The 16,357-nt window shown below is 73.3% G+C and carries 7 protein-coding genes; 5 read left to right on the top strand and 2 right to left on the bottom strand.

Annotated elements, in window-relative coordinates:
- The first annotated feature begins 7 nt into the window (after positions 1 to 7).
- The 4 genes from Q5694_RS25875 to Q5694_RS25860 all read left to right on the top strand — a co-directional run bounded on the left by Q5694_RS25875 (position 8) and on the right by Q5694_RS25860 (position 13,980).
- Entirely contained in the window at positions 8 to 7,771 is a 7,764-nt protein-coding gene (locus Q5694_RS25875) for an amino acid adenylation domain-containing protein (RefSeq protein WP_333935760.1), read from the top strand.
- Positions 7,772 to 7,775: 4 nt separating this feature from the next.
- Positions 7,776 to 11,666, top strand: coding sequence for a non-ribosomal peptide synthetase (locus Q5694_RS25870; RefSeq protein ID WP_333935759.1), 3,891 nt, complete (start codon positions 7,776 to 7,778; stop codon positions 11,664 to 11,666).
- Between the two features lie 76 nt (positions 11,667 to 11,742).
- The gene (locus Q5694_RS25865; RefSeq protein ID WP_333935758.1) at positions 11,743 to 12,486 is read left to right on the top strand and encodes a thioesterase II family protein; all 744 of its coding nucleotides are present in this window, start codon (positions 11,743 to 11,745) and stop codon (positions 12,484 to 12,486) included.
- Positions 12,487 to 12,753: 267 nt separating this feature from the next.
- Complete coding sequence (locus Q5694_RS25860) at positions 12,754 to 13,980, top strand: cytochrome P450 (protein WP_333935757.1); 1,227 nt, start codon at positions 12,754 to 12,756, stop codon at positions 13,978 to 13,980.
- Between the two features lie 21 nt (positions 13,981 to 14,001).
- Here the strand turns inward: Q5694_RS25860 and Q5694_RS25855 are convergent, their stop codons facing one another.
- Positions 14,002 to 14,844, bottom strand: a complete 843-nt coding sequence (locus Q5694_RS25855; RefSeq protein WP_333935756.1) for a DUF4097 family beta strand repeat-containing protein — start codon at positions 14,842 to 14,844, stop codon at positions 14,002 to 14,004.
- A 49-nt stretch (positions 14,845 to 14,893) separates the two neighbouring features.
- The gene (locus Q5694_RS25850; RefSeq protein WP_333935755.1) at positions 14,894 to 15,397 is read right to left on the bottom strand and encodes a toxin-antitoxin system HicB family antitoxin; all 504 of its coding nucleotides are present in this window, start codon (positions 15,395 to 15,397) and stop codon (positions 14,894 to 14,896) included.
- A gap of 267 nt (positions 15,398 to 15,664) precedes the next feature.
- Between Q5694_RS25850 and Q5694_RS25845 the strand changes: the two genes are divergently transcribed.
- Entirely contained in the window at positions 15,665 to 15,940 is a 276-nt protein-coding gene (locus Q5694_RS25845; RefSeq protein WP_333935754.1) for a transposase, read from the top strand.
- Positions 15,941 to 16,357 lie beyond the last annotated feature (417 nt).

Raw genomic sequence — 16,357 nt, 5'->3', positions numbered from 1 at the left:
CGCGCCGATGATTCCGCTGTCGTACGCACAACGCCGGCTGTGGTTCCTCCACCGTCTGCAAGGCCCGTCCCCGACCTACAACATCCCCTTCGTGCTGCGTCTGGAAGGGCCGCTGGACACGGCGGCCCTGGCGGCGGCCGTCACGGATGTCGTGACCCGGCACGAGACCCTGCGCACCCTCGTCGCCGAGAACGCCGACGGCACGCCCGAGCAACGGATCCTGCCCCCGCAGGAGGCGGCCGTCGCGTTCCGGGTGACCGACGTGGCCGGGCACGCCCTGGACGCCGCGCTGAGCGCGGCACTGGGGGAGGGGTTCGACCTCGAGACGGAACTGCCGCTGCGCACCACCGTCTTCCGCATCTCCCCGCACGAGCACGTCGTGGCGTTCGTGTTCCACCACATCGCCGTCGACGGCGCCTCCATGGCGCCGTTCCTGCAGGGACTCGTGTCCGCCTACACCGCCCGCCGGGCCGGCGCCGACCCGGGGTGGGAACCGCTGCCGGTGCAGTACAAGGACTACACGTTGTGGCAGCGGGAGGTGCTGGGCGACGAGGCGGACCCGGAGTCGGTCGCCGCGGCGCAGATCGACTACTGGCGCCGCGAGCTGCAGGGGGTGCCGCAGCCGCTCCAGCTCCCCCTGGACCGGCCCCGTCCCACCATGGCGGGTCACCGCGGCGGACACGTCTCCTTCGAACTGGAACCCGAGTTGCTCGCCGGACTGGGCAGGCTGGCGGCCGAGCGGGGTGCCACGCCGCCGATGGCGGCCCAGGCCGCACTGGCCGTGCTGCTGCACAAACTGGGCGGCGGCACGGACGTGACGATCGGCAGCCCCATCGAGGGACGCGCCGACGAACAGCTCGACGACCTGATCGGGTTCTTCGTCAACACCTGGGTGCTGCGCGCCGACCTGTCGGGCAACCCCTCGTTCGGGCAGGTGCTCGAACAGGTACGGGACAAGGCCCTGGCCGCCTACGACCACCAGGACATCCCGTTCGAGCGCCTGGTGGAACTGCTCGGCCCGGAACGCGCCACCTCCTACCAGCCCCTGTTCCAGGTCATGCTGGCCTGGCAGTTCGTGTGGCCGCCCATCGAGATGCCCGGGCTGCGGGCCACGCCCGTCGCCGCGGACACCGCCACCGCCAAGTTCGACCTGTTCGTCAACGTCGTCCCGCAGTCGGACGGCGGCGCCTACGGGCGGCTGGAGTACGCGGCCGAACTGTTCGACCACGGCACCGCCCAGGCGATCGTGGACCGCTTCGTGCGCCTGCTGCGGCAGGTGGTCGCCGACCCCGCGGCGCCGCTGGCCGCCGTGGACGTGCGCACCGGCGCCGAACGGGAGCTGCTGGCCCGGGTCAACGACACGGCCGCCCCCCTGCCGGCCCGCACGGTGGTGGAGCTGGTCGCCGCCCAGGCGGCCCGCACCCCCGACGCGGTCGCGGTGGTGAGCGGGGACACGTCACTCACCTACCGGCAACTGCAGCGGCGCGCCGGCCGCCTCGCCGCGGTGCTGCGCGAGCACGGCGTCGGGCGAGGCGCGCTGGCCGCCGTGGCGCTGCCGCGCTGCGCCGATCTGGCGGTCGCGATGCTCGCCGTGCTCAAGGCCGGCGGTGCCTATCTGCCGCTCGACCCCGCCCACTCCTCCTCGCGGACCGGGCTGCTGCTGGACGCCGCCCGCCCGGCACTGGTGCTCACCGGCGGCGAGGTGGCCGCCGGCCTGACCGGCAGCCCGGCACCGGTGCTCCGCCTGGAGGACGTCGACCTCGACGGCCCCGGCCCCCAGGCCGCCGAGGTGCGCCTGTCGGCCGAGGACCTGGCCTACGTGATGTTCACCTCCGGCTCCACAGGCACCCCCAAGGGCGTCGCGGTGCCGCACGGCGCCGTCGTCAACGGCGTGCACGACCTGCGCCGCACCGTCGGCGTCGAGGCGGGCTCGCGGATGCTCGCCGCGACGTCGGTCACCTTCGACGTGTCCGTCTTCGAGATCTTCACCGCCCTCGCCACCGGGGCCACCGTCGAGATCGTCCGCGACGTGCTCGAACTCGCCGAGCGCGGCTCCTGGTCGGGCACCACCGTCAGCGCCGTGCCCACCGTGTTCGCGGCCCTGCTCGACCAGCTCGCCGCCCACCGGGGCGGCGGACTCGACGTGCGGACCGTCGTCTTCGCCGGCGAGGCCCTCACCGCCGACCTGGTGCACACCGTGCGCGAGGCCCTGCCCGGCGTGCGCATCGTCAACGCCTACGGCCAGACCGAGAGTTTCTACGCCACCACCCACACCCTGTCCGCGCAGCCGGACGCCACCGGCCCCGTCCCCGTCGGACGGCCCCTGGCCGGCATGCGCGCCCACGTCCTCGGCCCCGACCTCGCGCCGGTGCCGCCCGGCGTGACCGGGGAGCTGTACGTCGCCGGCCGGCTCGCCCGCGGCTACCACCGCAACGGCCGCGCCACCGCCGAGCGGTTCGTGCCCTGCCCGTTCGGCGAGCCCGGGGCGCGGATGTACCGCACCGGCGACCTGGCGCGGTGGGACGCCGAGGGACGGCTCGTCTACGCCGGCCGCGCCGACGCCCAGATCAAGGTCAACGGCATTCGCATCGAGCCGAGCGAGATAGAGAGCGTCCTGGCCCGGCACCCCGCGGTCGGCCGGGCCGTGGTCACCGTGCGCCGCGACCCGGCCGGCACGGCCCGGCTCGTCGGCTACCTCGCCCCCGCCGGGGACGACGACGCGCGGACGGCACCCGGGCCGGACGCGGCGGACGTGCGGCAGTTCGCCGCCGGGCGGCTGCCGGACTACATGGTCCCCGCCCAGCTCGTCGTCCTGGAACGGCTGCCGCTGACCGCCAGTGGCAAGCCGGACCGGGCCGCGCTGCCCGAGCCGCGGTTCGCCGGCGCCGAGTACCGCGAGCCGCGCACACCGGCCGAGCGGATCCTGGCCGAGGTGTACGCCGACGTCCTCGGCGCCGAACGCGTCGGCGTCGACGACGACTTCTTCACCAGCGGCGGCGACAGCATCCGCTCCATCCAGGTCGTCGCACGGGCCAGGACGCGCGGCGTCACGGTCAGCACGCGCGAGATCTTCGAGCACCGCACCGTCGTCCGCCTCGCGGAACTCGTCGAGGGCCGTGGCCAGGAGCAGCCGGTGCGCCTGGCGGAGCTGCCCGGCGGCGGCACCGGCCGCTGCCCGCTGCCGCCGACCGCGGCCCACGTCCTCGAACTCGGCGGCGGCATCGGCCGGTTCTGCATGTCGGCGCTGCTGACCCTGCCCGAGGGCATCGACCGTGCGGGACTGACCGCCACCCTGCAGGCCGTGCTGGACCGCCACGACGTCCTCAGAGCGCGGCTGGAGCGCACCGGACCGGGCCTGCGCATGGCCCCGGCCGGCAGTGTCGACGCCGGATCACTGCTGCGCGAGGTCCCCCGCGAAGGCTCCGACGTGCAGGCCGAACTGGACGCGGCGGCCGGCCGGCTGGACCCCGACGCCGGCGTCATGGCGCAGTTCGTCCGGTTCACCTGCGCCACAGCCACAGACACAGACACAGCCACAGACACAGTCACGGACACCGACCGGCTCCTGATCGTGCTGCACCACCTCGTCGTCGACGGGGTCTCGTGGCGGATCCTGCTGCCGGACCTGGTGTCCGCCTGGCAGCGCGTCCGCGACGGCCTGCCCCCGCAGCAGGCCGGAACCGGCACCTCACTGCGCCGCTGGATGCACGCACTGGCCGACGAGGCGGTCACCCCCGCACGGGAGGCCGAACTGCCCCGGTGGCAGGACGTCCTGCGCGAGGAGGAGCCGCCGCTGGGCGCACGCGAACTCGACCCCGCCCGCGATGTCGCCGCCACCGTCGACACCGTCCGCGTGCGGGTGCCCGCGGACGTCACCCGCACGCTGCTCGACACGGTGCCCGCGCTCTTCGGCGGCGGAGCCGACGACGGGCTGCTGGCCGCCCTGGCGCTGGCCCTGGTGCGCCGGCGCCGCACGCGCGGGGTGCCCGGCTCCACCGCGCTGGTCCGGCTGGAGGGACACGGCCGGGAGGAGCACCTGGTGCCCGGCGCCGACCTGTCCGGCACGGTCGGCTGGTTCACCGCCATGTACCCCGTCCGCCTGGATCTGTCCGGCATCGACGTGGCGGACGCCTTCGCCGGCGGACCGGCGGCCGGACGGGCCGTCAAGGCCGTCAAGGAGCAACTGCGCGCGATACCCGGCAACGGCCTCGGCTACGGCCTGCTGCGCCACCTCAACCCCACCACCGCGGCAGCCCTCAGCGGCCGACGCCCGCCCCAGATCGGGTTCAACTACCTCGGCAGGTCCTCCGCCGCGGACATCCCCGAGCACCTGCGCGGCCTGGGCTGGACCCCGGACACCGCCCACCGCGACCTGATCGCCGCACCGGACCCGGACATGCCGGCGCTGTCCGCCCTGGAGATCAACGCGGTCGCCACCGCCGGCCCGGACGGCGACGAACTGAGTGCCTGGTTCGGCTTTCCCACCGGCGTGCTCACCCGCGAGGAGGTCACCGAACTGGCCGCACTGTGGGTCGAGGCCCTGACCGCCCTGGCCCGGCACGCCGGCACCCCCGGCGCCGGCGGACTGACCCCGAGCGACGCACCTCTGACGAAGGTGAGCCAGGACGAGATCGACGCCTGGGAGGCCCGCTTCGGCCCACTGAGCCACGTGTGGCCGGTGACCCCGGCCCAGTCCGGGATGCTGTTCCACACCATGCTGGCCGGAGCGTCGTCGTTCGACGCCTACCACATGCAGATGGTCTTCCATCTCGGCGGCACCGTCGACGCCGGGCGGATGCGCCGCGCCGGGCAGGCGCTGCTCGACCGGCACGCCAACCTGCGCGCGGCATACGCCGAGAAGGCCGACGGCGACGTGGTGCAGGTGGTCCCGCGCGAGGTCACCCTGCCCTGGCGGCACCTCGACCTGACCACCGGCGAGAGCACACCCACCGAGGCGTTCGAACGCTTCCTCGCCGAGGACCGCGCCGCCCGCTTCGACCGGGACGCCCCACCGCTGTTCCGCCTGTCCCTCGCCGTCCTCGGCCCCGGCCGCACCGAACTGGTGATGACCGCCCACCACGTCCTGTTCGACGGCTGGTCCACACCCCTGCTGATGCGCGACCTGCTGCTGCTCTACGCCTTCGACTGCGACCCGGCCGCCCTGCCGGCCGTGCGCGGCTACGGCGACTTCCTCACCTGGCGCGCACGGCAGGACCGGCAGGAGTCGGCCCGGGCCTGGGCGGCGGAGCTGGCAGACCTGGACGAGCCCACCCTGCTCGTCCCCGGAGCCGACGACGAGCGCGCCGGCGGACCCGGCCGCGTGGAGGTGGAACTGCCGCCGGAACTGGCCCGCGGCATCGGCCGCAGCGCCGCCGGACTGGGCGTCACCGTCAACACGCTGATCCAGGGCGCGTGGGCGCTGCTGCTCGGCCGGCTCACCGGCCGCCATGACGTGGTGTTCGGCGCGACCGTCTCCGGCCGCCCGCCCGCGGTGACGGACGTGGAGTCGATGGTCGGGCTGTTCATCAACACCCTGCCCGTCCGCGTCCGCCACGCCCCCGGCGACACCCTCGCCGAGATCCTCACCCGGCTGCAGAGCCGCCAGGCGGCCCTGCTGGAGCACCACCACCATCCGCTCGCCGAGATCCAGCAGGCCACCGGCCTGCAGTCGCTGTTCGACACGCTGGTCGTCTTCGAGTCCTACCCGGTCGACCAGGAGGGCCTGGGCGCCGCACTGGACGCCACCGCCGGGATCAGTCTCACCGGCATGAGCGCCGACACCGGCACCAACTACCCGCTGACCCTCATGGCGCTGGTCGAGCCGCAACTGCGGCTCACCCTGCAGTACGCCGAGGGCGTCCTGGACCGCCGGGAGGTGCAGGACTGCGCCACCCGCCTGGTCCGGGTCCTGGAGCAGCTCACCACCACCCCCGGCCTGCGCGCCGCGGAGCTGGAGGTCCTCGGCACCGCCGAACGCCACCGGCTGCTGACCGCGTTCAACGACACCGCCGCCCCCACCCCCGACACCACCGTCGACGCACTCGTGCGCGCCCAGGCCGAACGCACCCCCGACGAGGTCGCCGTGGCCGCTGAGGGCGTGACGCTCACCTACCGGGAGATCGACACCCGCGCCGGCCGCCTGGCAGCCGAACTCCTGCGCCGGGGTGTGGGGCCGGAGTCCCTGGTGGCGGTCTCCCTGCCCCGGTCGGCGGACCTCGTCGTCGCCCTGCTCGCGATCCTCAGAGCAGGCGGTGCCTACCTGCCGGCGGACCCCCGCTATCCCGGCCGGCGCCTGCGCGCCGTCCTCGACCAGGCACGGCCCCGCCTGGTGCTGACCGACACGGCGACGGCCGCGACACTGCCGCCCCACCACACCCCCCACCTGCTCCTGGACACCCTCGACCTCACCGAGGGCCCCACCGGGCCGCTGCCGCGGGTCCACGCGCAGCAACTGGCGTACGTGATGTACACCTCCGGTTCCACCGGCACGCCCAAGGGTGTGGCCATCACCCACGCCAACGTGGTCAACGGCGTACTGCGGCTCGCCTCCCGCGTGGGACTCGGACCGGGCGGGCGGATGCTGGCCGGCGCCTCCGTCAACTTCGACGTCTCGGCGTTCGAGATCTTCACCACCCTCGCCACCGGCGGCGTCGTCGAACTCGTCCGCGACGTGCTGGTGCTGGGGGAGCGCACGGACTGGAGCGGCACCGTCATCTCCACCGTGCCCTCCGCCTTCGCCGAACTCCTCGACCGGATCGCCGACCGCACCCGTGTGTCGACGCTCGTCTTCGCCGGCGAGGCCCTGCCGCTGTCGCTCGTCGAACAGGCCCGCGCCGCCTTCCCCGGGGTACGGGTGGTCAACGCCTACGGGCAGAGCGAATCCTTCTACGCCACCACCTGCACCGTCACCACCCCCGCCGGCCCGGGCAACGCTCCCGTGGGCACCCCGCTGGGCAACATGCGCGCCTACGTCCTCGGCCCCGGCCTGACCCCCCTGCCGCAGGGCACCGTCGGCGAGCTGTACGTCGGCGGCAGCGTCGGCCGCGGCTACCACGACCGCGCCGCCCAGACCGCCGAGCGGTTCGTCGCCGATCCGTACGGCCCGCCCGGATCCCGCATGTACCGCACCGGCGACCTGGCGCGCTGGAACGCCGACGGCCTGCTGGAATACGTGGGCCGCGCCGACACCCAGGTCAAGATCCGCGGCTTCCGCGTCGAACCCGGCGAGGTCGAGGCTGCGTTCACCGCGCACCCCGACGTCGCCCAGGCCGCCGTCGTCGCCCGGGGCACCGGCACCGCCAAGCGGCTCGTCGCCTATGTCGTGACCGCGCAACAGGCCACCACCACGCAGCAGGTGCGCGACTTCGTCACGGAGCGGCTGCCGGAGTTCATGGTGCCCTCCGCCCTGGTCGTGCTGGACCGGCTGCCGCTGATGCCCAACGGCAAGCTGGACCGCTCAGCGCTGCCGGAGCCGGAGTTCAGCACCGCCCCCTACCGCGAGCCCCGCACGCCCCGCGAGAAGGCCCTCGCCGAGCTGTTCGCCGAGGTGCTCGACGTGGAACGGGTCGGCCTCGACGACGGCTTCTTCGCGCTCGGCGGGCATTCGCTGCTCGCCACCCGCCTGATCAGCCGCGTCCGCGCCGAGCTGGGGGTCGAGATACCCATCCGCCAGGTCTTCGACCAGCCGACGGTCGCCGCACTCGCCACGTGGTCGGAGGAATCGGCCGCTCCCCGTCGCCCCAGTATGCGCCAGATGTTCACCAAGGAGTGAAGCGATGATTCCGCTGTCCTTTGCCCAACGCCGCATGTGGCTGCTGCACAGACTCGAGCGGGGAGCGGCCACCTACAACATATCGGCGGCGTTCCGGCTGACCGGCACCCTGGACCAGGACGCCCTGGTCGCGGCGGTGCACGACGTCGTCGGCCGGCACGAGATCCTGCGCACCACCTACGGCACCGACGACACCGGTGAGCCGTACGCGCGGATCCGGCCGATGGCCGAGGCGCCGCTGAAGGTGCCGGTGGCCGACGTCACGGCCGAGGAGTTGCCCGCCCGGATCGGCGAAGCCGTCGCGCACCGCTTCGACCTGGCGGCCGAACTGCCCTTCCGGGCCGACCTGCTGCGCTGCTCGCCGACGGAACACGTCCTCGTCCTGGTCATCCACCACATCGCCTCCGACGGCAGCTCCGGCGCCCCGCTGATGCGCGACCTGGTCGAGGCCTACACCGCACGCCGGGAGGGCCGGGCCCCGGCCTGGGAGCCGCTCCCGCTGCAGTACAAGGACTACGCGCTGTGGCAGCGTGAGGTCCTCGGCGACGTGGCCGACCCGGGCAGTCTCGCGGCGGCGCAGATCGAGTACTGGCGCAAGGAACTCGCGGGCGTGCCGCAGCCGCTGAACCTGCCCCTGGACCGCCCGCGCCCGGCGGAGGCCGGCACCCACGGTGACACGGTCGCCGTCGAGGCGCCGCCCGAGGTGGCGGCCGGGCTGCAGCGGCTCGCCGACGAGCGCGGCATGAGCCTGTCGATGGTCGTGCAGTCCGCACTGGCGGTGCTGCTCGGCAAGCTCGGCGGCGGCGAGGACGTGACGATCGGCTCACCCATCGCCGGGCGCACCGACGAGGCGCTGGCCGACATGATCGGATGCTTCGTCAACACCCAGGTCCTGCGCGCCGATCTCTCCGGCAACCCGCGCTTCACCGATCTGCTCGCGCAGGTGCGCGACAAGGCGCTGAACGCCTACGAGCACCAGGACGTGCCGTTCGACGTGGTGGTCGAGGCGATCAACCCCGACCGCTCCGCCGCCTACCAGCCGCTGTTCCAGGTGATCTTCTCCTGGCAGAGCTACGACAAGCCCGACCTGACCCTGCCCGGCCTGCAGATGCGCTTCGAGCAGGCCATCCCCTCGACCGCCATGGTCGACCTCACGTTCTTCCTCGCCGTGGACGCCGAGGGCGCACTGCGCGGCGACCTGCAGTACGCCACCGACCTGTTCGACCGAGCGACGGCCCGGGAGATCTCCGCCCGGCTGGTGCGGGTGCTCGCGCAGTTCGCCGCCGAACCGGACCTGCGCGTCGGCGACGTCGACGTGCTCGGAGCCGACGAGCGCCGGCGGCTGCTGGTCGAGGTCAACGCTGCCGGGGACGGCATCGACGAGGTCACCCTGGTGGAGCTGTTCGAGCGGCAGGCCGCACAGCGCCCGGGGAAGACCGCCGTCGTCTTCGAGGGCACCACGCTCACCTACGGGGAGCTGAACGCGCGGGCCAACCGGCTCGCCCGGCACCTGCTCGCCCGGGGCGTGGGCCCCGAGTCCCTGGTCGGGGTCTGCCTGGAGCGCTCCGCGGAACTGGTCGTCGCGCTGCTGGCGGTGCTCAAGGCGGGCGGCGCCTACCTGCCGATCGACCCCGACTCCCCGGCCGAACGCATCGCCCACATCGTCGCCGACGCGGCCCCCGTCCTGCTGCTGACCACCGACGACACCGACCCCGCGCAGGACCTCGCCCACGACCTGCCCCTGGTCCTCCTCGACGAGTGGGGGGTCTTCGACGACGAGTCGGCCGCCGACCTCACCGACGCCGAGCGGCGCACCCCCCTGCGCCCCGGGCACCCCGCCTACGTCATCTACACCTCCGGGTCCACCGGCCGCCCCAAGGGTGTGCCGGTGCCGCACCGCAACGTGGTCGGGCTGTTCACCGCCACCCGCGACTTCGGTTTCGGCCCGGACGACGTGTGGACGCTGTTCCACTCCTTCGCCTTCGACTTCTCGGTGTGGGAGCTGTGGGGCCCGCTGCTGCACGGCGGACGCCTGGTCGTGGTGCCCTACGACGTCTCCCGTTCCCCGGCCGACTTCCTGCGCCTGCTGGCCCGGGAGCGGGTCACCGTCCTCAACCAGACGCCCTCGGCCTTCTACCAGCTCGCCCAGGCCGACGCCGACGCACCCGGTCAGGACCTGGCGCTGCGCTACGTGGTGTTCGGCGGCGAGGCCCTGGACGTCAACCGCCTCACCGACTGGTACACCCGCCACGCCTCCGACGCGCCGGTGCTGGTCAACATGTACGGCATCACCGAGACCACCGTGCACGTCACACGCGTCGACCTGGACGAGCGCAGCGCCGCCCGCCACGGGGCCGGCGTGATCGGCCCGGCCGTGCCGGGCCTGCGCACCTACGTCCTGGACGCGTACCTGAGACCGGTCCCCGCCGGCGTGACCGGCGAGCTGTACGTGGCCGGGTACGGACTGGCCCGCGGCTACCTCGGCCGGCCGGGTCTGACCGCCGGACGGTTCGTGGCCTGCCCCTTCGGCGAGCCGGGGGAGCGGATGTACCGCAGCGGCGACCTGGTCCGCTGGGACCGCGAGGGCCGGCTGCGGTACGTGGGCCGCGCCGACTCCCAGGTGAAGATCCGCGGCTTCCGCATCGAGCTGGGCGAGATCGAGCACACGCTGGCCGGCCACCCGGACGTGGCGCAGGCGGTCGTCCTGGTCCGCGAGACCCACGACGGCGACAAGCGCCTGGTCGGCTACGCCGTGCCCGAGCCGGGGGCCACCGTCACCGGTGAGGAACTGGTGCAGCACCTGCGCGCCCGCCTGCCCGACTACATGGTGCCCTCCACGGTCGTCCCGCTGGCGGAGATCCCGCTGACCTCCAACGGCAAGCTCGACAAGCGGGCCCTGCCCGCCGAGGACACGACGGCGGACGCCGCCGCCCGGGAACCGCGCAACGCCTACGAGCGCGCTCTGTGCGAGTTGTTCGCCGAACTGCTGGGCCTGGACCGGGTCGGCGTCGACGACGGGTTCTTCGCCCTGGGCGGACACTCGCTGCTGGCCACCCGGCTCAGTGTGCGCATCCGGGACCGGTTCGACATCGACATCCCCATCCGGACGATCATCCGCTACCCCACGGTGGCCGAACTGGCCGCGCTGATGCTGGCCGGTGGCGTCCCCGACGACGGCGCCGACTCCTTCGCGGTGGTGCTGCCGCTGAACGACGATCCCGGCACGGGCAAGAAGCCGGTGTGGTTCTTCCACGGGGGCGGCGGCCTGGGCTGGGCGTACTACAGCTTCGTGCTGCACCTGCCGGACCGGCCCGCCTACGCCCTGCAGTCGCGGGGAAGCGACGGCGTGGAAGAGCTGGCCGGCTCGGTGCGGGAGATGGTCGAGGACTACGTCACCCAGATCCTGCGGATCCAGCCGGAGGGCCCGTTCAACCTCATCGGCTGGTCCTACGGCGGCTCCGTGGTCCAGGCCGTCGCCGACGCCCTGGACCGGCGGGGCCACGAGGTCGCCCTGGTGGCCGTCCTGGACGCCCAGCCGGGCGGGCACGGTTTCCAGGAGGTGCACGCGGGCAAGGACTCCTCCGACTTCCGGGCGGAGCTGGAGGACGACTTCAGCCAGTACATCCGCACCGGCAACCGCCGCCGGCTCCTGGACACCATGTCCAAGGTGCTGGCCAACAACACGGCCCTGATGATGGATTTCCAGTCGCCGGTCTACCGCGGCGACGTGGTGTACTTCAACGCCACCCTCGAGGACACCTCGTACGCGCACCTGTGGCGGCCCTACGTCCAGGGCTCCCTGGAGGTGCACGACGTGGCGGTCACCCACCACGAGATGCACATGCCCGGGCCCGTGGCGGAGATGTTCGAGGTCTTCCACCGCAAGCTGGCCTAGCGATGGCCCGCCCGCACCACCTTTCAGTGAACAATCCGATCGATGACGGGAGTTGGTCTCAGTGAGGGATCCCGGCGTGTCCGCGGGACAGGAGGACGGGACCGCGCTGCTGTGCGTACCGTTCGCGGGGGCGGGGCCTTCGTTCTTCCACCCGTGGCGGGAACTGGCCGCCGGCCGCTGGCGGGTGACCTCGGTGGAACTGCCCGGACGGGAGCGGCGGTTGCTGGAGACGCCGTACCGCAACGTCGTCGAGGCGGCCCGCAGCGAGATCGACGGGGTCGTCGCCGACCTCGGTGCCAGGACGCCGACCGTGCTGTTCGGCCACAGCCTGGGCGCGGTGCTGGCCTACGAACTGGCCCACCTGCTGACCGAGCGCGGCGTGCCCGTCGAGCGGCTGGTCGTCAGCGGCTCGCCGGGGCCGTGGACGCAGCGCGAGCGGCGCGCGGCCGGCCTCCAGGGCGACGAGTTCCTCGCCCGCGTCGAGGAGTTCGCGGGCTTCCGGCACGAGGCCCTGGACCACCCCGAGATGCGGGAACTGATCCTGCCGACGCTCCAGGCCGACTGCGAGATGCACGAGGCCTACGTGCCCGGCACCGACGAGCCGCTGCCGGTGCCGATCACTTCGCTGCGCGGCGACCGGGACGGCCTGGTCACCGCGCAGGAGGCCAGGCAGTGGCAGGCGGCGACCACGGCCGCCTTCACCTATGTCGAACTGCCCGGCGACCACATGTACCTGGTCGACCTCGGCCCGCGGGTCCTGGACGTGATCGAGGCCCGGGGCGCGGTGCGGGCCGGTGGTGGGCGAACCCTGTCGCGGTGACCGGACGAACTCCGTCCGTCCCGCCCCTGACCGGACGAACTCCGTCCCGCCCCGGCCGGTGAGCCGCCCGCCACCGCCGAGATCAGGACATGTTGGTCGGGGGCCGGGGCCCTTTCCTGGCCTGCGGGTTTCCGTACGGCGAACCCGGGGCTGGTCCCGGCGCGGTGCGCGATGGGGCCAGAATGGCTCTAGTTGGCATCACGGGTGTGCCATGGTGGAAGCACCGGCTTCGGCCGGTGCCCCAGCCGTGCTGCGAGAGGAAACCCGATGAGCCAGACGGTTCCCGTCCCCGACGGCCTGCCCACGGAGCGCGACGCGGGCCCCTTCGACCCGCCCCGCGCCCTCACCGAGCTGCGCACGGCCCGCCCGGTCAGCCCCCTGCTCTTCCCCGACGGACACGAGGGCTGGCTGGTCACCGGCTACGAGGAGGTGCGCCGGCTCCTGGCCGACACCCGCTTCAGCTCCCGCCAGGACCTCGGCGTGCTGCACGTGCCCTACGAGGTGCCCGGCATGCCCGTGCCCACCGAACCCTCCCCGCAGATCCCCGGCATGTTCATCGCCATGGACCCCCCGGACCACACCCGGCTGCGGCGCAGGCTCACCGGGGCCTTCACCGTCAGGCGGATGAAGGAGCTGCAGGAGCACATCGCCGACATCGCCGAGGCGCAGCTGGAGATCATGGCGCGGCTGACCCCGCCGGTCGACCTGGTCGAGCGGTTCGCGCTGCCGGTGCCCTCGCTGGTCATCTGCGAACTGCTCGGCGTCCCCTACGAGGACCGGGCGGCCTTCCAGACCAACACCGCCACCTTCCTCGTCCGTGACCAGGTCTTCGACGAGAAGATGGCCGCCTACGGGGCCATGACCGGCTACCTCGCCGAACTGGTCGTGCGCAAACGCGCCGAGCCCGGCGAGGACATCCTGTCCGACCTGGCCCGCCAGGAGGACCTCACCGTCGAGGAACTGACCGGCTGCGCCTTCCTGTTGCTGCTCGCCGGCCACGAGACCACCGTCAACCAGCTCGCGCTGGGCACCTTCGCGCTCCTGGAGCACCCCGACCAGGCGGCGGCCCTGCGTGCCGAGCCGGAGCTGATCCCCGACGCCGTCGAGGAACTGATGCGCTATCTGTCGGTCGCCGACATCTTCTACCGCTTCGCCACCGAGGACCTCGAGCTGGGCGGCGAGACCATCGGCAAGGGATCGACCGTCGTCGTCTCCCTGCTGGCCGCCAACCGCGACCCCCGCCGCTTCGACGACCCCGACACCCTCGACGTGCGCCGCAAGGCCCGCGGGCACCTGGCCTTCGGCCACGGCGTCCACCAGTGCCTGGGCCAGCAACTGGGCCGCATCGAGATGCGCGCGGGTTTCGGTGGACTGCTGCGCCGCTTCCCGACCCTGCGCTTGGCCGTCCCCGCCCACGAGGTGCCGCTGCGCACCGACATGAACATCTACGGCGTCCACGCGCTGCCGGTCACCTGGACCCGTACCGCCCCCTGAGGCGGCGCCGGCCGACGACGGTCAGGGCCGGGCGCGGTGCACGTCGATGGTGCCGTGGCGGGTGCGGGCGCGGATCCTGACGGTGTCCTCACCGGCCTGCGGCGGCCCGGTGGCGGTCAGGGCGTTGCGCACCTGCCCGGAGCCGGAGTGCGCATCGAGCCAGGCCGCCGTGCCGGTCCGGACGCCCACCTCGATGGCGCCGGTGCCGGTCTCCAGCTGGACGGTGCCGCGGGCCACCTCGCCCAGCCGCACGGTGCCGTGCGCGGTGGTCGCGGTGACCGAGTCCTCGGCGCGGGCGATGTCGATGTCGCCGTGCGCACCGCTGACCCGCAGCTCGCCGGTGGCCGCGCCGATGGTGGTCGTGCCGTGGGAGTTCTTCACGACGGCGGGACCGTCCAGAAGCCCCACGCGCACACTGCCCGAGCTGGTGCTGATCGCGGCCGCTCCCTCGACCCGCTCGACGGTGACCGAGCCGTGGGAGGCGGTGACCGTCAGCGCGCCGGTGGCCTCCAGGCGGACGTCACCGGAGGAGGTCCGCACCGTCACCTCGCCGAGCCGGCCCTCACCGAACACCTGCGTCCAGGCGCCGGTCAGCTCCACGCGCGAGCCCGCGGGCAGTTCGACGGTCACGTCCACGGTGCCGGTGCGGCCGAACAGACCCGGCCTGGGGGTGTGCACCGTCAGCACGCCGCCCGCGCAGACGACCTCGGTCTGCCCGGCCGCGCGGACGTCCAGGTCCCTGTCCGCATCGCGGGGCCGTACCCCGACGACGGTCCTGGCCCGGTCTCCGGCGGTGAACTGGACCGACCCCGCCTCCACGCGCGCGGTGACCGAGAGCGTCCCGGGGGTGTCGAAGGTGGGCATCGCAGTCCCGTCTGGTGGGGGTGGGTGGCGTGGCGGGGTGGGGGCGCGCTCAGCGCACCCAGCCCGTGAAGCTCTGCCCGACGGTGCCGGACCGGTCCGCCGTGCGCGGTCGGCTGCCGCCGTCGACCGCCGCCGACACGGCACGCACCAGCCACGCGTTGACCGACAGGCCCTCACGCGACGCCGCCTCCTCGGCGCGGGACTTGAGGTGGGCGGGCAGGCGCAGATTGATGCGGGCGGTGCCGCCCTCCTCGCCCTCGGGCGGTGCGCCGGCCGGCGCGGCCGGTGAGGGCTCCACGGGCACCCCCTGGGGCGCCGGGGTCACCACGAAGTCCGGATCGAGCCCGCGCAGCCGTACGTCGACGGAGCCGGGGGCGAGTTCGCGGGTCACCTCGTCCATCGCGGCGGACAGCACGCCGAGCATGGTCAGCCGGGCCGCCGACTCCAAGGGTGCGGTGAGCCGGCGGGCCAGCTCACGGGCCTCCTCCCCGCCCGCCTCGGCGGCCACCGCGAGCTCACGGCGGAGGGTGTCGACATACGGCGAGAGGTCCATGACGTCATGCTGGCATCACCGTGGCGCCATGTGCAAGCGTGTGAGCTGCGGCGGAACGGGCCCGGCGCCCGGTGAGGGGAGGCCGTGCGCCGGGAGAGGGAGGGCCCGTGTGCGGCCGGCGCCGACCCGGGCCGGCAGGTCGCTCACCAAGGCATGCAACCGCCAAGCGGAGATCGGCGAGTTCCTGCGGCATGAGCTGGTAGATCACTTCGGTCTCACCCCCCTTCCGTCAGAGCCGGAAGCGATGGCTGCCAAAGTGACCTCCTGGTGGACGGCTGCCGTCGCTACCGATGCCACCGGCTGCGTGTAGCCGCTCCTTTCGGATCGTCTGCTCGTTGTCCGGGGGTGCCGTTGACTGACGCGCAGTGGGCGCGGATCGAGCCGTTACTGCCGGACCGGACACCGAAGCGGGGTGGCCGATGGCGAGACCACCGAGAGGTGATCGACGCCATCGTCTGGAAGTTTCAGACCGGGGCACAGTGGGTCCAGCCGCCGGAGAAGTACGGCAACTGGCGGGGCGTCTACAACCGGCTGCGGATGTAGTCCGCCGACGGCACATGGGAGCGGGTCTTCACGGCGCTTGTGGCACAGGCCGACCCCGACCTGGAGCTGAACCGGGTCGTCTCGGTGGACTCCACGATCGTGTGCGGCTCGCACCATGCCGCGGATTGCCGAGCAGATGGCGTGGACAGAGCGCTGGTCGTCGTGCACCGGCCGTCGCAGTCCGGTGGCCGTCGGGTCACCCTGCACCGGCGCGGCCGGAAGCTACGAGTCCATGTGCATCGGTGGTGAGTTCTCGCAGAACAGCCATGGACTCGGCTCAGGACAGGTGAGGACGAAGCTTCGGACGCTCCGCGCATCGGCTACGTAGCCGACCTAGGGATGTCATCGGCCGTGGTGCCCGGCCGCCGGCCCCTCGTTTGACCGCTGAGCAGCGGGCGGACCTCGAACCCGTCCAGC

This window comes from Streptomyces sp. AHA2 (assembly GCF_036857595.1).
Lineage (GTDB): Bacteria > Actinomycetota > Actinomycetes > Streptomycetales > Streptomycetaceae > Streptomyces.
Note: the sequence above shows the minus strand (reverse complement) of the source record. Positions and strands in the feature narration are given on the sequence as shown.